Below are 19106 nucleotides of genomic sequence, written 5' to 3' on the forward strand. Positions count from 1 at the left end.
GGCCAGACGGCGGACATGGGCTGTTCGCGGTAGGGCATGGGAGTTCTCTCGACGAGTCGGGGCCGACCGGCGCGTGTCCGGTCGGCCCCGGGGCGGGTCAGGCGGTCGCGGGTGCCGGCACCTTCGCCGGTCGCCGACGCCGTGTCGGCACCTTGTCGGCAGGCAGGTACCGGCGGACGGTCCGCTCGCTGACGCCCAGCCGCGCCGCAATCTGTGCGGGCGTCGCGTCCGGCGTCTCGGTCAGCACTGCCGACACCCTGTCGGCGGTCGTCAGCGGCGCCGCCACCGGATCAGGCATGGCCGGCGGCGTGCCGACACGGGCGACGACCGTCAGCGTCCGGACGCCGGGCGGGATGACCGGCGGTCGCGGTCGGGGCGGCGGCGCGACGGCAGGCGGCGCGGGGGTCGAGACAGGACCAGGGAAGGCCTCGGAGGGGCCGGGGGTGTCCTCGGTCAGGGTCGGCTCTGCCGGGGCGTCTGCGGGCGCCTGGCGGTGGGTTGGCGCGGCGACCGCTGGCGTCCGGGCGAAGACCAGCTTCACCAACGCCATGAACGCCAGGGCGGGCACCGCCGAGAGCAGCCACCCCGAGACTCCCGGCTTCGCGACCGCGAGCTGTGCGGCCAGCGACAGGCACGCCGCGCCGATCAGCAGCGCCAGCGGGTAGCCGGTCGGCGCTCCCGCCCGGTGGCGCCGTCGGATTTCGAGCAGCGCTGCCACGGGGACCAACTCGCTGACGCAGGCGTTGACCCAGCCGAACGCGTCCGGCGTGCCGGTGGGGCTGTTCGCCATCGTCCAGTCGTGGACGTGTGTAAACGACGCCCAGCCGGCCGCCGCGCCGACAACGAGCAGGATCAGAACCAGTAGCGCACCCTCGGCGCGCTCGGCGCGGCTCATGCGACACCCCCGAGGGCTTCAGCGCGGCACGGGCCGCAGTTGCGGGCAGGGCTTCCCCGGTGCTTCGGACAGTGAGCGGCGGCGGGGTTGGCGGGGAGCGCGGCGCCGCGAAGCGAGCGCGGGCGCTCTTGGTTATTGATGGTTAAGGACGGTTTGTAGGACGTATGCGTCCGGCCGCTCGGTCGTGTACGTCCGGTCGTTCGGACGCCTACGTCCGCCCGGTCCCCTACCGAGGGGACGCGTACGTCCGCCCGGTTATCCACAGGCTCGGGCGCTTCGGTCGGGCGGCCCGACTGCGGCTCGGCGAACGGGTCGAGACTCGCGGGCAACGGCCGGCGCCGCTCGACGGCCAGGTCCCACACGACCGGGCGCCGGTCCGCCGGGAGAAACGCCGTGTGCCGTTGGTCGCCACGGCGGATCAGGCCGAGGCGTTCCAACTCGTCCAGGTCGCGGCGGACGGAGCGGACCGACTTACGGGCGTAGTGGGACAGACGGTCCTGCGACGGGAACGCGGCGCGGCCGTTCGCGTGCGCGTGGTTCGCGAGACCGAGGAGAACGGCAAGACACTGCGGCGGGACGTCGGGGGCGTCGTTCAGCGCCCACGAAACGGCTTCGATCGACACGCTCAGACCCCCGCGAGCACGTCGGCCAGGGCCACGACCGGCACGCCGTGAAGCGCGGCGTAGACCGGCTCGGGGAACGCCTCAGCGCCGGGCAGGGTCACCACGACGTCAGCGGTCCGGGCGGCGTCCAGGTCGTCGGCCATCACGGCGACCAGGTCGTCAACGTCGATCGTGTCCGCAACGGTCGCCGTGGTGACCAGCCAGCCGGCGGCGAGCAGGGCCACAACGGCGGCGGCGAGCGCGGTGGCAGAGTGGGCGGGGGCTGCGAGGTAAGCGGTAGGCTTGCGCATGGTCAGGGCCTCTTCCTGATCCGTGCCCCGGGGGTGTTCCCGCACCCGCCGGGGCGTTCGTTTATGTCGGCGAGTCGTGTGGGACTGCTTCACAACCCGCGTGCGGGTCAACTGCTGGCGCAAGCTCGCCGAGGGGGTGGCCGCCTCGGTGATGGTCGGCGACCCGGTGGTGGTCTGCGGCCGGCTCTACACCCGCGACTGGACGGACGACGCCGGCAACCACCGCTCGCTCTACGAACTGGAGGCGGTCGCCGTCGGCCACGACCTGTCGCGGGGCCGTGGTCGGTTCCAGCGCACCCGGCCGACGATGACGACCAGCACCGTCGAGGACACCGAGGCCGAGCACCGGGTGCACGGCGAGGCGACCGAGCCGGTGCCCGACGAGGAGGCTCCGGTCCTGCCGGACCGCCGTCCGCTCGACGACGACTTCGAGCCCGACTTCGGCGCGTACCCCGCCGGCCGCGGCCTGCCGGCCGACCCCGCCGTCGACGGCTCGCTCGACCCCTTCGACGACCCGGCGGACGACCCCCACGGCGGGGAGCCCGACGGGCCGGAGCCGGAGGCCGACGGCCGGACGCCGGTGACCGATGCACCGGAGGACGCCCCGGGTGCCCGGGGTGGTCGGGGCGACGTGGCCGTGGGGGAGCCGGGCCCGTCGTCCGAGGAGGCCGAGCCGGGCGTCTCGCCGGCCGGCCGTGGTCGACGGGGCCGGGGGCGGGTGCCGCAGCCCGCGTGAGCACCGGTCCCGGGTGGCACGACGGGGGCGGGGTGGCGTCGGCAGCACCGGCGTCACCCCGCGTGCCACCCGGCGGCGCGCGGTCACCCCGCCGGCGGCACGGGTCGCGGACGTGCCGGAGGCCGGCCGGGCGCTCGGCTAGGCTGGCCGGCCGGAGGTGGTGACGGGTGCGACAGGCGACGCCGGTGGCGACCGCGGCGGGGCTGGTCGCGGGGTACGCCCTCGACGCGCTCCTCGGAGACCCCCGCCGGTACCACCCCGTGGCCGGCTTCGGTCGCGCCGCCGGGGCACTGGAGCGGCGGACGTACCGCCCGGACCGGCTTGCCGGAGCGGCGTTCACCGCGCTGGCGGTCGGCGCGCCGGTGCTGCTCGGCGTGGCCGCCACGGTCGCCACCCGGCGCCGGCCGGTGGCCCGCGCCGTTCTGGTTGCCGCCGGCACCTGGACGGTGCTGGGCGGGCGCACGCTGCGGCGCGAGGCCACCGTGATGGGGCGTGCGCTGCGCGCCGGCGACCTCCCGGCGGCCCGGCAGCGGCTCGGCCACCTCTGCGGCCGGGACCCGTCCGCGCTCGACGAGCCCGAGCTGGCCCGCGCCACCGTGGAGTCGCTCGCCGAGAACACCTCGGACGCCGTCGTCGCCCCGCTGCTGTGGGGCGCCGTCGCGGGGCTGCCCGGCCTGCTCGGGTACCGCGCGGCGAACACCCTCGACGCGATGGTGGGCCACCGCTCGCCGCGGTACGCCCGGTTCGGCACCCCCGCCGCCCGCCTCGACGACCTGCTCAACCTGGTGCCCGCGCGGCTGACGGGCCTGCTCACCGTCGCGGTCGCGCCGACCGCGCACGGCGACCGGGACCGGGCGTGGCGCGTGTGGCGCCGGGACCGCAACGACCACCCCAGCCCGAATGCCGGGCAGTGCGAGGCGGCGATGGCCGGCGCCCTCGGCGTACGGCTGGGCGGGCGCAACGTCTACTTCGGGCGCTCCGAGGTGCGCCCGTTCCTCGGCGACGGTCCCCGTCCCGAGGCGCGGCACCTCAAGCGGGCCGCCCGGATCTCGGGTGCGGTCGGGCTGGCCGCGCTCGGGCTGGCCGCCACGTACCCGCTGACCCTCGGCCGGCTGGTGGGCGCCGTCGGCCGCCGGGCCGCGCAGTGGAGCGTCGCCGCCGGGCGGGAGGGGCGCCGGTGAGCGGTGGCCTGCTGGTCGCCGGCACCACCTCCGACGCCGGCAAGAGCGTGCTCACCGCCGGCATCTGCCGATGGCTGCACCGCCGGGGCGTGAAGGTGGCGCCGTTCAAGGCGCAGAACATGTCCAACAACTCCGCCGTCGTCGTCGGCCCGGACGGCCGGGGCGGCGAGATCGGACGGGCGCAGGCGATGCAGGCCGCCGCCTGCGGTCTCGCCCCCGACCTGCGGTTCAACCCGGTGCTGCTCAAGCCCGGCAGCGATCTGGCCAGCCAGGTGGTGCTGCTCGGCGAGGCCGTCGACACGGTCACCGCGGGCAACTTCCGCGAGCTGCGTCCCCGGCTCGCCGAGACCGCGTACGCGGCGCTCGCCGAGCTGCGGTCCGCGTACGACGTGGTGATCTGCGAGGGCGCCGGCAGCCCCGCGGAGATCAACCTGCGGGCCGGCGACTACGTGAACATGGGCCTGGCCCGGCACGCCGGCCTGCCCGCGATCGTGGTCGGCGACATCGACCGGGGCGGGGTCTTCGCCTCGATGTTCGGCACCCTCGCCCTGCTGGGCCCGGCCGACCAGGCGCTGATCGCCGGCTTCGTGATCAACAAGTTCCGGGGCGACCTCGGGCTCCTCCGGCCGGGGCTGGACATGCTGTGCCAGGTCACCGGCCGGCCGACGTACGGGGTGCTGCCCTGGGCGCTCGACCTCTGGCTCGACGCGGAGGACTCGCTCGCGTACGGCCGGGTGCTCGGCCGACCGGCCGCCCCGCGCGGCACCGAGTGGCTGGACGTGGCCGTGGTCCGGCTGCCCCGGATCTCCAACGCCACCGACGTCGAGGCGCTCGCCACCGAGCCGGGCGTGCGGGTCCGGCTGACCGTCGAGCCGGCCGAACTGGCCGCCGCCGACCTGGTCGTGCTGCCCGGCTCGAAGTCGACGGTGGCCGACCTGGCCTGGCTGCGGCGGACCGGCCTGGCCGACGCCGTCCTGGCGCACGCGGCGGCCGGGAGGCCGCTGCTCGGCATCTGCGGCGGCTTCCAGATGCTGGCCCGGGCGATCCACGACCCGGTGGAGAGCCGGCAGGGCAGCGTACCGGGGCTGGGCCTGCTGCCGATCGAGGTCACCTTCGACCCGCGCAAGACCGTCCGGCAGTCGGTCGGCACCGCCCGCGGCGACGTCCCGGTCCAGGGCTACGAGATCCACCACGGGTACGTCTCGCACGCCGACCCGGCGCTGACCCCGCTGCTGACCTGCGCGGACGGCAGCGGCGAGGGGGCCGTGGTCGGTGCCGTGCACGGCACCCACTGGCACGGCGCCTTCGAGTCCGACGGGTTCCGCCGCCGGTTCCTGACCGAGGTGGCCCGGCTCGCCGGCCGGACCGGTTTCACGGTGGCCCCCGACACCGCCTTCGCCGCCGCCCGCGAGCGTTCCCTGGACCTGCTCGGCGACCTGGTCGAGGAGCACCTCGACACCGAGGCCCTCTGGCGCCTCGTCGAGTCCGGCCCGCCCGCCGGCCTCCCCTTCATCCCGCCCGGAGCCCCGGGGACCCCCTGACCGAACCCCAGGAATCCCCAACCCACCACCTCTGCCCTGCCAACCCCGCCCGCACCCCGCCCTCGCACCCGCGTGCCACGTCTCGCGGGGGTGATCAAGAAGTTTGCGTCCTGTGGAGGCTCGAATCAGGGGGCGCAAACCTCTTGGTCATCGCCTCGGCTGTGGGCTGCGGGGCTGTGGGCTGCGGGGCTGTGAGCTGCGAGCGGCCGGGGCGGTGGGGTCAGCGGCGGATGTCGGCGGGGCGGTCGGACATGGGCAGCCCCGCCTCGCGCCAGGCCTGCACGCCGCCGATCATGTCGGTCGCGAGGTGCAGCCCGAGCGCCCGCAGGCTCGCGACCGCGAGGCTGGAGCTGTAGCCCTGGCGGCACACCACCACGATCCGCTGGTCGTACGCGGTGGCCTCCGGGATCCGCCACGCGCTGGCCGGGTCGAGTCGCCACTCCAGCACCGTCCGGTCGATCACGATGGCGCCGGGCAGGTCGCCCTGTTCCTGCCGCTGCGTGTCGGTGCGGGTGTCGATCAGCAACGCCCCGGTACGGACCGCCTCGACGGTCTGGTGCGGGGTCAGCCGGCGTACCCCGGCGCGGGCCTGTTCCAGGAGGGCGTCTACGCCCGGACTCATCACGCTGTGGGACACCAGCAGATCATCCCGCTCCGTCGCGCGGTCCGCCCGCCGAACGCCCGGCCGCACCCGACGAACGCTCGTTCGGGCGACCCCCGATCGGAGCGTCCCGCGGCCCGCCGACGCCGGGCCTCCCGCCACCGCAGGCCCGCTCCGTGGCAGGGGGACCGGCCTGGATACCGTCGGGCACGTGGCGGTGGCGGTGGTCGAGGCGTACGACCGGCTGGCCCGGCGGGTGCTCGCCGGGCCGGCGCGGTTGGGGCGGACCCGGCTGGTGGCGGTGGACGGGCCGAGCGGCGCGGGCAAGAGCGCGTTCGCGGCGCGGCTCGCGGACGCCCTCGCCGCCCAGCCCGGCGGCAGCCCGCCGCCGGTGGTGCACACCGACGACCTGCTCGACGGCTGGGACGACCAGCTCACCTTCTGGCCCCGGCTGGAGGAGTGGGTGCTCGGGCCGCTGCGCGCCGGCCGGCCGGGGGCGTACCGCCGGTTCAGCTGGGTCCGGCGGGCCTTCCTGCCGCGCCCGGTGCCGGTCCCGGTCGCGCCGGTGCTCCTGGTCGAGGGGGTGAGCGCGGCGCGGGCCGCCGCCACCGCGGACCTGACGCTGGCCGTCTTCGTCACCGCCCCGGCGCCGTTGCGGCTGGCCCGGGCGATCGAGCGCGACGGCCCGGAGATCCTGCCGGAGCTGCGTCGCTGGCACCTCGGGGAGCGGTCGCACTTCGTCGCCGACGGCACCGAGGCGCGCGCGGACCTGGTGGTCGACGGCGCCCCGGGCCTGCCGCACGACGCCGACCGCTACTACGTGCGCCGCCGCTGAGCCGCCGGGCCGGCCGGGACCGACCCTTCGCGCCGGCCTCGGACGGGGTGGTCGGTAAGGCCGGCATACGATGCCGGTCATGACCACACCGATCATGTCCGAGTCCGAGGTCCGGGCCGCCGTCGAGCGGGAGCTGCCCGGCGTCCGCGCCGACCTGGAACGCCTCGTCCGCATTCCCGGCATCGCGTTCGAGGGCTTCGACCACTCGCACGTGGAGGGTTCCGCCGAGGCGGTGGCCGAGCTGGTGCGCGGCTGCGGTCTCGACGTCAAGATCGTGCGCTCCGGCGGCCAGCCGGCCGTGATCGGGCGGAAGGCGGCCCTGCCCGGGGCGCCGACGGTGCTGCTCTACGCCCACCACGACGTGCAGCCGGTCGGCGACCTGACGCTGTGGGAGTCGGACCCGTTCGAGCCGGTGGAGCGCGACGGCCGGCTCTACGGCCGGGGCGCCGCCGACGACAAGGCGGGCATCATGGCGCACGTGGCGGCGCTGCGCGCGTACGGTGACGCGCTGCCGGTCGGCGTGGTGCTCTTCGTCGAGGGCGAGGAGGAGTACGGCTCCGACTCGTTGGAGCGGCTGCTCGCCGAGCACCGCGACGAGATCGCCTCGGACGTCATCGTGATCGCCGACTCCACCAACTGGGACATCGGCGTACCGGCGCTGACCACGTCCCTGCGCGGCATCGTCAACTGCTTCGTGGAGGTGCGCACCCTCGACCACGCCGTGCACAGCGGCGTCTACGGCGGTCCCGTGCCGGACGCGCTGACCGCCCTGGCGCGGTTGCTGGCCACCCTGCACACCGAGGCCGGGGACGTGGCCGTCGACGGGCTGGTCGCCCGGGAGGGCGCGAGCGTCGACTACCCGGAGGACCGGTTCCGCGCCGAGGCGGGGCTGGCCGAGGGCGTCAGCCTCATCGGCACCGGACGGATCACCGAGCGGCTCTGGACCAAGCCGGCCCTCGCGGTGCTCGGCATCGACGCCCCGTCCACCGCCGAGGCGCCGAACGCCCTGGTACCGGCGGCCAGGGCCAAGCTGAGCGTACGGCTGGCGCCGGGCGACGACCCGAAGCGGGCGTACGCGGCCCTGCGCGCCCACCTGGAGAAGCACGCCCCATGGGGCGCGCGGGTGACAGTCGTCTTCGAGCACGACGGCGCGCCGTGCGTCATCGACGCGTCCGGGCCGATGTTCGACGCGGCCCGCTCGGCGTTCCGGACCGCCTGGGACGGCACCGACCCGGTGGACCTCGGCATCGGCGGTTCGATCCCGTTCATCGCCACCTTCCAGGAGATGTTCCCGCGCGCGGCGATCCTGGTGACCGGCGTGGAGGACCCGCAGGCCCGGGCGCACGGCCCGAACGAGAGCCTGCACCTCGGGGAGTTCGCCCGGGTCTGTCTGGCCGAGGCGCTGCTGCTGAAGAAGGTCGCCGAGGCGGGCGTCGACGGGCGTTAGGTGTCGGAACCGTAACTTCCGGGTGGATGTGGGAGTTTGCGGTGTGTCGCCGGTCGGGTTGTTATAGCCTCTCGAACATGCGTACGAATGAGGTGATGGGCCGGCTCGAGGCCGCCGTCAGCGCCCTGGGGGACGTCGACGTCTCCGCGTGGTCCGAGGACACGCTCAAGGAACAGCTCGGCGACCTGTCCGCCGCGCTGGTCGCTCTCGACACGGTGCTCTCCCGGGTCGCCGAGGAGATCCGCGCCCGTGGGCTGCGCATCGAGGAACCCGTCTCGGCCTGACCCGCCACCCCGGCGGGCGGAGGTTTTCCGGCGCCCGGGCACGGCAATGCCCGGGTCGTGTCGGGGGTGGCTGGCAGGATGGAGCCGTGCGGTTCCTCGACCTGGCAGCCACCTCCGCCGCCGTCGGCGCCACCCGGGCCCGGCGGACCAAGGTGGAGCTGCTCGCCGCCGCGTTGCGGGCGCTCGACCCGCCCGAGGTCCCGGCGGGCGCCGGCTGGCTGGCCGGCGAGCTGCGCCAGCGGCAGACCGGGGTCGGCTGGGCGAGCCTGCGTGACCTGCCGCCGCCGGCCGCCGAGCCGACCCTGACCGTCGCCGCCGTCGACGCGGCCATCGACGAGATCGCGTCCGTGCACGGGCCGGGTTCCCAGGCCCGCCGCCGGGCGCTGTTGGGCGCGCTCTACTCCGCCGCCACCGCCGAGGAGCAGCGGCTGCTGACCGGCCTGTTCAGCGGTGAGCTGCGCCAGGGCGCGCAGGCGGGGCTGCTCGCCGACGCGGTGGCCCGGGCGGCCGACGTGCCGCTCACCGCCGTACGCCGGGCGCTGCTGCTCGCCGGTGACCTGCGCGCGGTCGCGGTGGCCGCGCTCGACGGGGGCGCGGCGGCGCTGGGCGCCTTCGGCCTCCAGGTCGGCCGCCCGCTCGCGCCGATGCTGGCCCAGAGCGCGCCCTCGGTGGACGAGGCGCTCGCGGCCACCGGCACCCCCGCCGTGGTCGACGTCAAGCTCGACGGCATCCGGATCCAGGTGCACCGCTCCGGCGACGACATCGCCGTGTTCACCCGCAGCCTGGACGACATCACCGCCCGGGTGCCGGAGGTGGTCGCCGCCGTGCGGGCGCTGCCCGCCCGCGAGCTGGTGCTCGACGGGGAGGCGATCGGGCTCGACGAGACGGGCCGGCCGTTGCCCTTCCAGCAGACGTCGAGCCGGGCCGCGCGGCGCACCACGCCGAGCAGCACCGGCGCCGCCCCGGTCGCCCCGGCCGTGGCCGCCGCCGGGGCGACGGGCGCGACCGTGCTGACGCCGTACTTCTTCGACCTGCTGCACCTCGACGGCGACGACCTGATCGACCTGCCCGGCCGGGAGCGCTGGGCCGCGCTCGACGCCGCGGTCGACGCCTCGCTCGTGGTCGGCCGGGTGGAGGTCGACGGCCCGGAGCGGGCCGGCGAGGCGTTCGCCGCCGCCATCGACGCCGGCCAGGAGGGGGTGGTGGTGAAGGCGCCCGACGCACCCTACGACGCCGGCCGGCGGGGATCCGCCTGGGTGAAGGTGAAGCCCCGGCACACCCTCGACCTGGTGGTGATCGCGGTCGAGTGGGGCAGCGGCCGGCGGGAGGGCTGGCTGTCCAACCTGCACCTCGGCGCCCGCGACCCGCGCACCGGCGACTTCGTCATGCTCGGCAAGACGTTCAAGGGCCTCACCGACGAGCTGCTGCGCTGGCAGACGGAGCGCTTCCTCGCCCTCGCCGTCGAGCACGGCGACTGGGAGGTGCGGGTCCGCCCCGAGCAGGTGGTCGAGATCGCCTTCGACGGGGTGCAGACCAGCTCCCGCTACCCGGGCGGGATGGCGCTGCGCTTCGCCCGCGTGGTGCGCTACCGCGACGACAAGACGGCGGCGGAGGCCGACACCATCGACGCCGTACGCGCCATCCACGCCGGCCGCGTCACCGGCTGAGCGGGGCGGGTCAGGCGGCGCCCTGCGGCGCGGGCTCGGCGGCGCGGTCGACGGGCTGCCGCGGTCCCACGCCCGCCAGCCGGCGGGCCTCCCGGCGGGCCACCCAGCCGTAGCCGAACAGGGTCATCGCGGCGAAGATCCACCACTGCACGACGTAGCCGAAGTTCTGCCAGTTGTTGGTGTAGCCGACCGGCACGTCCTTGAACGCGGGCTCGGCCGCCGGGGTCTGCTCGTCGAGCAGCAGGTACGCGCCGTGCACGGGGTAGGGCAGCTCCCGGGCCAGCCGGGGCACGCCGATCCGCCGGGTCTCCAGCTTGCCGTCACGCCGGGTCACGGCGACCGAGCCGCTCTCACTCAGGTGCACCCGCCCCGTCACGGTGACCTCGCCGGGCGGGAGGGCCGGCACCTCCGGCTGGACGGTCGCGTCGCCGCCCCGGGCCGGCGGGATCCAGCCCCGGTCCACCAGCACGGCCGTGCCGTCGGCCAGCACGAGTGGGGTGACGACCTCGAAGCCGACCGTGCGGTCCACCGAGCGACCCCGGACCAGGACCACGTTCGCCGGGTCGTAGCGGCCGGTCACGGTGACCTTGGTCCAGGCCTTCTCCGCGACGGGGGCGGGGCCGGCCGTGCCGCTGCCGCCCGTCGGGGCGGGCAGCACGTCCCGCAGCGGCACCGGGGCCATCCGCAGGCCGGCGTCGATCCGCTCGTTGACCTCCGTACGGCCGTGGTAGCGGTCCAGCTGCCAGTTGCCGAGCAGCACCATCACCGCCGAGGCGACCAGGGTCAGTGCGAGAATGCCCAGCCAGCGCGGCGTCAGCAGGAACCGGTACACGCCCACGAGGCTACCCCTGTGACCGGAGGCACTCGCTTCGACAGCCCCCATCGCGGGCCCGGGCGGGGTGCCGGCGACTCCGCCCGGCGACGCCCGACACCGCCGGTGGGCCCGTTCGGCGGCGACCGCGCGGCGGCCGCTTCGGCTATCGTCACGCGGGCGGACCGCGCGGTCGGCCCGCCGCAGGTCCCCCCGCCGCCCCGCAAGGGAGTCGATGATGACCGTCGTGCCGCGCCTGGTGCTCAGCGCGCCGTCCTCCGGCCACGGCAAGAGCGCGCTGGCGATCGGGCTGCTCGCCGCGTTCGCCGACCGGGGCGTCGACGTCGCCGGGTTCAAGGTCGGCCCCGACCGCGTGGACGCCGCGTACCTCGGGCTGGCCGCCGGCCGCCCCGGTCGGACCCTCGATCCCCGGCTGGTCGGCGCCGACCGGATCGCCCCCCTCGTCGGCCACGGTGCGGCCGGCGCCGGGCTCGCCGTGGTGCAGGGCAGCATGGGCCTGTACGACAGTCTCACCGGCCGCCCGGAGAGCGAGTCGACGGCCGCCGTGTCCACCGCGCTGCGCAGCCCGGTCGTGCTGGTGGTCGACGTCGCGGCGACGGGGCAGTCGGTGGCCGCCCTGGTGCACGGCTTCCGGTCGTACGACGAGCAGCTCTGGCTCGGCGGGGTGATCCTCAACCGGGTGGCGTCCGCCCGGCACGAGGAGCTGCTGCGTGCGGCGCTGGACGACATCGGCGTGCCCGTCTACGGCGCGCTGCGCCGCCAGGACCTGCCGTCCGTGCTGCCCGCCCGCCGCTACGGGGCGGTGCCCGCGCTCGCCCGCACCGACGAGGCGACCCGCGCGGTCCGCCGGCTCGGCGAGGCGGTCGCCGCCACCGTCGAGCTGGACCGGCTGCTGGCCCTGGCCCGATCCGCGCCGCCCCTGCCCGCGCCGCCCTGGACGCCGCAGGCCGGGCGGGAGGACTCCGGGCCGCGCCCGGTCGTCGCGGTCGCCGGGACGCCGGGCGGCAGCTACAGCCATCCCGAGACCGTCGAGCTGCTCCGGGCGGCCGGCGCCGAGGTGGTGACGGTCGACCCGCTGCACGACGAGGCGCTGCCCGCCGGCACCGGCGCGCTGGTCGTCGGCGGCGGGCTGCCCGAGTCGTACGCCGAGCAGCTCTCCGCCAACCGCCGGCTCTGCATCGCGGTCGCCGAGCTGGCCCGCACCGGGCGGCCGGTCGTCGCCGAGGGGGCCGGCCTGCTCTGGCTGGCCCGGGAACTGGACGGGCTGCCCATGTGCGGCGTGCTCGACGCGGTGGGGACGCGCCGCGACGGCCTGGTGGTGGGCTACCGGCAGGCGACCGCGCTGACCGACAGTCTCGTGGGGCCGGCGGGCACGGTGGTGGCGGGGCACAAGGAGCACTGCGGCGTGCTCACCCCGCGCGCCGGGGCACGGCCGGCGTGGAGTTGGGAGGGCGGGGCGCCCGAGGGGTTCGTCTGGCGGGGCGTGCACGCCTCGCAGCTCACCCTGCACTGGGCGGCGTACCCGCGGCTGGCGGCCCGCCTCGTGGACGCGGCGGTGGCGGCGGCCGACCCCGCGACCGCCCGGCCCGACGGGGTGCCCGCGTGATCGGTCAGGTGGCGGTCCGCCGGTTCCCGGCGCTGACCGTCTCCACGCCCCGCACCGAGGTACGCGCGCTGACCGGGGCCGACGCGCCGGCGGCCGACGAGGTCTTCGCCGACCGGCAGACCCGGCGGTGGCTGCCGCTGGCCGACACCTCCGGTCAGATCGACGGGCTGGCCTGGTGCACCGACCTGGCGCGGCAGCGACGCGACAGCGGCGACGGCGACCACTACGCGGTGGTACGCCGGGAGGACGACCTGGTGGTGGGCTGCCTGTGGACGCGGCGCACCGACTGGGGCGCCCGGTGCACCGAGGTCTCCTACGCGATGGCGGCGCACGCGCGGGGCTTCGGTCTGGCGGCCGAGGCGGTCGACGCGCTGGCCATCGCGCTGATCCTCGAACACGGCTTCCAGCGCGTCGAGCTGCGGGTCGCTCCCGGCAACCTGGCCTCCCGCCGGGTCGCCGAGAAGGCCGGGTTCAGCTACGAGGGCCTGCTCCGCAACGCCGGCTTCGTCCGGGGCGGCCGGGTCGACCTGGAGGTCTGGTCCCTCGTCTCCGCCGACCTGCGCTGACCCACCCCCGGCCCGGGCGGCGCCGCGACCGGACGGGGCCGCGCGGCCCGGCTCAGCCGACGATGCGGTCCGACGGTGGGGTGAACTGGCGGGTGGGCTGGCCCTTGAGGCCGTCGTGGAGGGTCTGCGCCACCGCCTTGATCGGGATCTGCGACTGGCCGTCGCCGACCGCGTTGAACGGGTTGTCCGGGTCGGAGATGAAGCTCGCCGCCGCCAGTTCCGGGGTGTAGCCGACGAACCAGGCCGACCGGGTGCTGTCGGTGGTGCCCGTCTTGCCCGCCACCGGGCGGCCGACGGTGCCCCGCACGCTGTCCGCGGTCGACCAGCCTCCGCAGCTGCCGCGGGCCGGGGTGTCGCCGGTCGGGCAGCGGGCGGCGTCGGTGGCGGCGCGGGCGGCGTCGGCGTCCACCACCTGCCGGCAGCGCGGCTTGGCGACCTCGCGTTCGATCCCGGAGGCGGTCTTCCAGGTGGTCGGCGTGCCGTCCCGGTTGTAGATCGCCTGCACCGGGATCGCCTCGCAGTAGCGGCCGTCCGCGGCGATCGCGGCGTACGCGTTGGCCATCTCCAGTGGCGTGGCGTCGGAGACGCCGAGGGTGAACGCGCCCCACTGTTTCGCCTTGGCCGGGGACGCGTGCTCCCGGTCGACGTCGGTGCGCCAGCGCAGCCCGAGCTGCTCGGCCAGGCGGACCGCCTTGTCCGCGCCGACCTGCTCCTCCAGCCACACGAAGTACGTGTTCACCGACTTGCCGAAGCCGGACCACATGGTCTGGTTGCCGCTCATCGCGCCGCTGGCGTTGGACGGCGACCAGCCGTCGTAGACCTCGGAGCGGTAGCGGTGCGGTGCGTTGAACGAGGTGGACAGCGGCATGCCCGCGTCGAGCGCGGCCAGCATGGGGAACATCTTGAACGTCGACCCGGCCTGGTAGCCGGGCAGATCGCCGCCGCCGAGCAGGGGTGCCACCGTGTTCGGGAAGTTCGCCTTGACCTTCGGCCCGGCCTCGGGGTTGGAACTCAGCCCGTTCTCGCTCAGGTCCAGCGAGTACGTCCGGTTCACCGCCATCGCCTTGACCCGCCCGGTGCCGGGCTCGGAGACCACGATGCCGTTGGCGAAGGGGCTGCCGGTGTTCTCCTTGGTGCCGACGTTCTGCTCCGCCGCTTCCTGGATCTTGGGGTCCAGGCTGAGCACGATCCGGTAGCCGCCCCGGCGCAGCTTGTCCATCCGCTCCAGCCGGTTCTCCCCGAACGCGGGCTGCGCGCTCCACCAGTTCTTCAGGTAGTCGCAGGCGAAGCCCCAGCTGTTCCACTTCTCGGGCACGGAGGCGCAGTCGTTCGGCGGGTACGTCAGCTTCAGCCGGATCGGCTCGGTCTTCGCCTGCCTGACGGCGTCCGGCGAGAGGTAGCCGAGCTGGGTCATCCGGTCGAGCACGTAGTTGCGCCGGCCGGTGGCGTCCTTCTGGTCGGAGCTGGCCGGGTCGTACTCGGACGGGGACTTGACCAGGCCGGCGAGGGTGGCCGCCTCGACGGGGCTGAGGTCCTTGGGGGCCTTGGAGAAGAAGATCTCGCTGGCCGCGTAGATGCCGTACGCGCGGTGCCCGAAGTACGCGGAGTTGAGGTAGCGCTCCAGGATCTCGTCCTTGCTGAGTTCCTTCTCCAGGTCCATCGCCATCCGCATCTCGCGGACCTTGCGCAGGCTGGTCTGCTGGGTGGCCTCCTGCACCTCCTTCGGCGTCTTCGCGCTGTCCCGCAGCGCCATCCGCACGTACTGCATGGTGAGCGTGGAGGCGCCCTGGGAGACGCCGCTGGAGCGGGCGTTGGCCACGAAGGCGCGGGCGACGCCCTTCGGGTCGACGCCCCGGTGCTGGTAGAAGCGGTTGTCCTCGGCGGCGACGATCGCCTGCTGCATGTTGGGGGAGATGTCGGCCAGCTTCGTGTACTGCCGGTACTCCTCGTAGAACATCGTCAGCACCGTCTTGCCGTCCGGCGCGTAGACGTACGACGTCTCGGCCGGCAGCGCGGTGGTGAGGATCTGGGTCTTGTGTTCCATGGCGTGCGCCGTGACCTTGGCGCCGAGGCCGGTGGCGGCGGCAACGGGGTACGCCACGGCGGCGACCACGATCCCGGCGATCAGTCCGGCGCGGAGGAGGGGAACGAGACGACCGGCGGCAGCAAGGGGTCGATTGCTCACACGCTCAAGTTATGACATTTCCGATTCGTACCTGAGAAATATTCATAAACGCCCGTGTGGTGATGCGGCCCACGCCGGGATCCGCTGTCCCGCGCGGCACCTTCCCGGCAGGATCGCGGACATGCGTGGTCAGCCGACCGGGACCCTCCCCGAACCCGACCTCACCCACCACGGCGACGCCGAGGTGGGGCCGGGGCTCGTCGACCTCGCCGTCAACGTGCGGCGCGACGCGATGCCGGACTGGCTGGCCGACCCGATCACCGCCGCGCTCGGCGACCTCGCCGCGTACCCCGACCCGGGGCCGGCCCGGGCCGCCGTCGCCGCCCGGCACGGGCGCCCGCCGGCCGAGGTGCTGCTGACCGCCGGCGCGGCCGAGGGCTTCGTGCTGCTCGCCCGGGCGCTGGCCGGCGTACGCCGACCGGTGGTGGTGCACCCGCAGTTCACCGAGCCCGAGGCGGCGTTGCGCGCCGCCGGGCACCGGGTCGAGCGGGTGCTGCTCGACGCGGACGACGACTTCCGGCTCGACCCGGCCCGGGTGCCCGCCGACGCCGACCTCGTGATGATCGGCAACCCGACCAACCCGACGTCGGTGCTGCACCCCGCCGGCGACCTGGCCGCCCTGGCCCGACCCGGCCGGGTGCTGGTGGTCGACGAGGCGTTCGCTGACACCACCGTCGCCCCCGGCGTGGCCGGCGAACCGGAGTCGCTGGCCGCCCGCCGGGACCTGCCGGGCCTGCTGGTGGTCCGTAGCCTCACCAAGACCTGGGGGCTGGCCGGCCTGCGCATCGGCTACCTGCTCGGCGAGCCCGCGCTGCTGGAGCGGCTGGCCGCCGCCCAGCCGCTCTGGGCCGTCTCCACCCCCGCCCTGGCCGCCGCGTCGGCCTGCGCCACGCCCGTCGCGGTCGAGGCCGAGCGCGCCATCGCCGCCCGGCTCGCCGCCGACCGCGACCACCTGGTCGCCCGCCTGTCGGCCCTGCCCGGCGTACGCGTCGCCGGCCGCCCCGCCAGCGCGTTCGTGCTGGTGCACCTGCCCGGGGCCGCCGACGTGCGGGTCGCCCTGCGGCAGCGCGGCTGGGCGGTACGCCGGGGCGACACGTTCCCCGGCCTCGGTCCGGACTGGCTGCGGATCGCCGTGCGCGACCCGGCCACCACCGACGCGTTCACCGAGGTACTGGCGGAGATCCTGGAGGCATGATGCTGGAGACCACGATCGCGGCGATCCGGCCGCCGGACGAGTCGGCGATGGCCGCCGCGCGGGAGTTGCAGGGGCGGCTGACCAAGCCCGCCGGCTCCCTCGGCGCCCTGGAGGAACTCTCCGTACGCCTCGCCGGCCTGGCCGGGCACTGCCCACCGCCGCTGCCCGAGCCGGCCGCCGTCGCGATCTTCGCCGGTGACCACGGCGTGCACGCCCAGGGGGTGACCCCCTGGCCGCGTGAGGTCACCGCGCAGATGATCGGCAACTTCCTGGCCGGCGGCGCGGTCGTCAACGCGTTCGCCCGGCAGGCCGGCGCCTCGGTCACCGTGGTCGACGTCGGCGTGGCCACCCCGCTCCCGGCCACCGGCACCCCGGCGGGTGCCCCGCTCACCGACGCCCCGGCGGGTGCCCCGGCCGCCGATGGCGCGCCGGCGATTCCGCTGACCCGGTCCCCGGCGGGCAGCCCGCCGACCCGCGACGCGCCCCGGCTGGTGGCGGCGAACGTCCGCCCCGGCACCCGGGACCTGGCGGTGACCGCCGCGCTCACCCGCGACGAGGCCCGCGCGGCCGTCGAGACCGGCATCCGGGTGGCCGACGAGCTGATCGACGCGGGCGCGGGCATCCTGCTCACCGGGGACATGGGCATCGGCAACACCACGCCGGCCGCCGCCCTGATCGCCGCGTTCACCGGCATCGACCCGGCGGAGACGACGGGCCGGGGCACCGGGGTCGACGACCCGACGTACGCCCGCAAGGTCGACGTCGTGCGGGCCGCGCTGCGCCGGCACGCCCCGGACCCGGCCGACCCGCTGGGCGTGCTGGCCGCCGTCGGCGGGCTGGAGCACGCCGCGCTGGCCGGGCTGATCCTGGGCGCCGCCGCCCGCCGCACGCCGGTGCTGCTGGACGGGGTGATCGCGGTCGCCGCGGCCCTCGCCGCGGCAGCCCTCGCGCCGCACGCCGTGGCCGCCATGGTGGCCGGGCACCGCTCCGCCGAGCCGGGGGCCACGGTCGCGCTGCGCCGGCTGGGCCTGGAGCCGCTGATCGACCTCGGGCTGCGCCTGGGCGAGGGCACCGGCGCGCTGCTCGCGCTGCCGGTGGTCACCGGCGCGGTCCGGGTGCTGCACGAGGTGGCCACGTTCGACTCGGCGGGGGTGGCCGAGAAGTGAGTGACCGGAGCGAGCACACCGACCGGCCCGTAGGCGTGTCGCATCCCGCCGCCGGCGAGCAGGGCGGGGCGGCGGTGTGAGCGGCAACCCGTACCCGCTCGGCCTGCGGCTCGCCGGCCGACGGGTGGTCGTGGTGGGTGGGGGAGCGGTGGCCACCCGGCGGGTGCCGGCCCTGCTCGACGCGGGCGCGCACGTCTTCCTCGTCGCGCCCGAGCTGACCCCGGCGCTGCGCGCGCACGTCGACGCCGGACGGCTGCACTGGGCGCCGCGCCGGTTCGCCCCCGACGACCTGGACGGCGCGTGGCTGGTCCAGGTCGCGGTCGACGACCCGCTCGCCGCCGCGTCGGTCAGCGCCGCCGCCGCCGAGCGTCACATCTTCTGCGTACGCGCCGACGACCGCGCCGCCGCCACCGCCTGGACGCCGGCGGTGACCCGGCACGGCCCGGTGACCGTGGCGGTGCTCGGCGGAGGCGACCCGCGCCGGGCGATGGCCGTCCGCGACGCCGTCCGCGCCCTCCTGGATGTAAGGAAGGGCCCCCTGTTAACGCCTGCGGTAGAGGAAGGGTCCCTTCCTTACACACCGGCCGGGCGGGTTGCGTTGGTGGGGGCCGGTCCGGGGGACCCGGAGCTGATCACCGTCAAGGGCTGGCGGCTGCTCACCGAGGCGGACGTGGTGGTCGCCGACCGGCTCGTCCCGGGGCTGCTCCTCGACGAGCTGCGCCCCGACGTGGAGCTCGTGGACGCTTCCAAGATCCCGTACGGGCCGTCCCGGGGCCAGGAGGAGATCAACCGGATCCTCGTGGACCGCGCCCTGGCCGGGAAGTTCGTGGTGCGGCTCAAGGGCGGCGACCCGTACGTCTTCGGCCGGGGCGGGGAGGAACTGCTGGCCTGCGCGGCGGCCGGCGTGCCGGTGACCGTGGTGCCCGGCGTGACCAGCTCGATCGCGGCTCCGGCCGCGGCGGGCGTCCCCGTCACCCATCGGGGGGTGGCCCACGAGTTCACCGTGGTCTCCGGGCACGTCGCACCCGACTCGCCGGCCTCCCTGGTCCGGTGGGAGGCGCTGGCCGGGCTGCGCGGCACGCTTGTCGTGCTGATGGGGCTGAAGAACCTCGCGGCGATCACCGCGACGCTGATCGCGCACGGCAAGCCGGCACAGACACCGGCCGCCGTGGTGCAGGAGGCGACGACCGGGGCGCAGCGGGTGCTCCGCTCCACGCTCGGCGCGGTGGCCGCCGACGTGGCGGCCGCCGGGCTGCGCCCGCCCGCGGTGGTGGTGCTGGGGGACGTGGTCGACGCGCTCGCCGGGGTCGGACCTGAGGAACTTCCGGGCAGCCCGCTCGCTCCGGGCGGTCAGGCTTGATCCCTCCGCGAGCGGGCTGCCCGGAAATCCCCGGTGGGCGCTGCCCGCGGGGCGGCTCGGGTCCGACCGGGCAGAGTGGGACGGGATGACGACGGC

Annotated in this window: 17 protein-coding genes and 1 pseudogene; 12 read left to right on the forward strand and 6 right to left on the reverse strand. The window is 75.9% G+C overall.

The features are described from left to right. Positions 1–97: 97 nt before the first annotated feature. The 3 genes from RM555_RS26955 to RM555_RS26960 are packed head-to-tail and all read right to left on the reverse strand — an operon-like array spanning position 98 to position 1808. Complete coding sequence (locus RM555_RS26955; RefSeq protein ID WP_311414364.1) at positions 98–895, reverse strand: hypothetical protein; 798 nt, start codon at positions 893–895, stop codon at positions 98–100. Next, positions 892–1518 (reverse strand): helix-turn-helix domain-containing protein, encoded by a 627-nt coding sequence (locus RM555_RS31095; RefSeq protein ID WP_396888847.1) that lies wholly within the window; start codon positions 1516–1518, stop codon positions 892–894. Before RM555_RS31095 ends, RM555_RS26955 begins: the two co-directional genes overlap by 4 nt. A 2-nt stretch (positions 1519–1520) precedes the next feature. Then, positions 1521–1808, reverse strand: coding sequence for a hypothetical protein (locus RM555_RS26960; RefSeq protein ID WP_311414365.1), 288 nt, complete (start codon positions 1806–1808; stop codon positions 1521–1523). A 100-nt stretch (positions 1809–1908) separates the two neighbouring features. Between RM555_RS26960 and RM555_RS26965 the strand changes: the two genes are divergently transcribed. From RM555_RS26965 to RM555_RS26975, 3 genes are all read left to right on the forward strand, one after another. Beyond that, positions 1909–2544 (forward strand): single-stranded DNA-binding protein, encoded by a 636-nt coding sequence (locus RM555_RS26965; protein ID WP_396888848.1) that lies wholly within the window; start codon positions 1909–1911, stop codon positions 2542–2544. Positions 2545–2711: 167 nt separating this feature from the next. Next, a complete protein-coding gene (locus RM555_RS26970; protein WP_311414366.1) occupies positions 2712–3725 on the forward strand; it encodes a cobalamin biosynthesis protein in 1014 nt (337 codons plus the stop codon). After that, entirely contained in the window at positions 3722–5266 is a 1545-nt protein-coding gene (locus tag RM555_RS26975) for a cobyric acid synthase (RefSeq protein ID WP_311414367.1), read from the forward strand. The genes RM555_RS26970 and RM555_RS26975 overlap by 4 nt, the downstream gene beginning before the upstream one ends. A 220-nt stretch (positions 5267–5486) precedes the next feature. Here the strand turns inward: RM555_RS26975 and RM555_RS26980 are convergent, their stop codons facing one another. Continuing rightward, positions 5487–5888, reverse strand: coding sequence for a rhodanese-like domain-containing protein (locus RM555_RS26980; RefSeq protein ID WP_311414368.1), 402 nt, complete (start codon positions 5886–5888; stop codon positions 5487–5489). A 190-nt stretch (positions 5889–6078) separates the two neighbouring features. Here RM555_RS26980 and RM555_RS26985 point away from each other — a divergent pair. The 4 genes and pseudogenes from RM555_RS26985 to RM555_RS27000 form a co-directional block, all read left to right on the forward strand. After that, a pseudogene (locus tag RM555_RS26985) lies at positions 6079–6807 on the forward strand (hypothetical protein); the annotation flags it as partial. Beyond that, positions 6797–8149, forward strand: a complete 1353-nt coding sequence (locus RM555_RS26990) for a dipeptidase (RefSeq protein ID WP_311414393.1) — start codon at positions 6797–6799, stop codon at positions 8147–8149. The pseudogene RM555_RS26985 and the gene RM555_RS26990, both read left to right, overlap by 11 nt. A 77-nt stretch (positions 8150–8226) precedes the next feature. Beyond that, on the forward strand, positions 8227–8433 hold the full coding sequence (locus tag RM555_RS26995) for a hypothetical protein (protein ID WP_121399432.1): 207 nt from the start codon (positions 8227–8229) through the stop codon (positions 8431–8433). An 86-nt stretch (positions 8434–8519) separates the two neighbouring features. Beyond that, on the forward strand, positions 8520–10100 hold the full coding sequence (locus RM555_RS27000; RefSeq protein ID WP_311414369.1) for an ATP-dependent DNA ligase: 1581 nt from the start codon (positions 8520–8522) through the stop codon (positions 10098–10100). A 10-nt stretch (positions 10101–10110) separates the two neighbouring features. Here RM555_RS27000 and RM555_RS27005 read toward each other — a convergent pair whose 3' ends face one another. Beyond that, complete coding sequence (locus RM555_RS27005) at positions 10111–10938, reverse strand: SURF1 family cytochrome oxidase biogenesis protein (protein ID WP_311414370.1); 828 nt, start codon at positions 10936–10938, stop codon at positions 10111–10113. A 211-nt stretch (positions 10939–11149) separates the two neighbouring features. Here RM555_RS27005 and RM555_RS27010 point away from each other — a divergent pair, with 211 nt between their 5' ends. Beyond that, entirely contained in the window at positions 11150–12538 is a 1389-nt protein-coding gene (locus RM555_RS27010) for a cobyrinate a,c-diamide synthase (RefSeq protein WP_311414371.1), read from the forward strand. After that, positions 12535–13104 (forward strand): GNAT family N-acetyltransferase, encoded by a 570-nt coding sequence (locus RM555_RS27015; protein ID WP_311414372.1) that lies wholly within the window; start codon positions 12535–12537, stop codon positions 13102–13104. The genes RM555_RS27010 and RM555_RS27015 overlap by 4 nt, the downstream gene beginning before the upstream one ends. 52 nt (positions 13105–13156) lie before the next feature. Here RM555_RS27015 and RM555_RS27020 read toward each other — a convergent pair whose 3' ends face one another. After that, positions 13157–15289 carry a transglycosylase domain-containing protein gene (locus RM555_RS27020; RefSeq protein ID WP_311414373.1) on the reverse strand — a complete coding sequence of 711 codons (2133 nt, stop codon included), beginning with the start codon at positions 15287–15289 and terminating at the stop codon, positions 13157–13159. 121 nt (positions 15290–15410) lie between these two features. Between RM555_RS27020 and cobC the strand changes: the two genes are divergently transcribed. From cobC to cobA, 3 genes are all read left to right on the forward strand, one after another. After that, entirely contained in the window at positions 15411–16484 is a 1074-nt protein-coding gene (cobC, locus tag RM555_RS27025) for an Rv2231c family pyridoxal phosphate-dependent protein CobC (RefSeq protein WP_311414374.1), read from the forward strand. Continuing rightward, positions 16484–17650 (forward strand): nicotinate-nucleotide--dimethylbenzimidazole phosphoribosyltransferase, encoded by a 1167-nt coding sequence (locus RM555_RS27030; protein ID WP_311414394.1) that lies wholly within the window; start codon positions 16484–16486, stop codon positions 17648–17650. Before cobC ends, RM555_RS27030 begins: the two co-directional genes overlap by 1 nt. A gap of 76 nt (positions 17651–17726) precedes the next feature. Continuing rightward, positions 17727–19010: a uroporphyrinogen-III C-methyltransferase gene (cobA, locus tag RM555_RS27035; RefSeq protein WP_311414375.1), complete on the forward strand. Its 1284-nt coding sequence runs from the start codon at positions 17727–17729 to the stop codon at positions 19008–19010. Positions 19011–19106: the final 96 nt, after the last annotated feature.

Origin of the sequence: Micromonospora reichwaldensis (assembly GCF_031845925.1) — a bacterium.
Classification (GTDB): domain Bacteria; phylum Actinomycetota; class Actinomycetes; order Mycobacteriales; family Micromonosporaceae; genus Micromonospora; species Micromonospora reichwaldensis.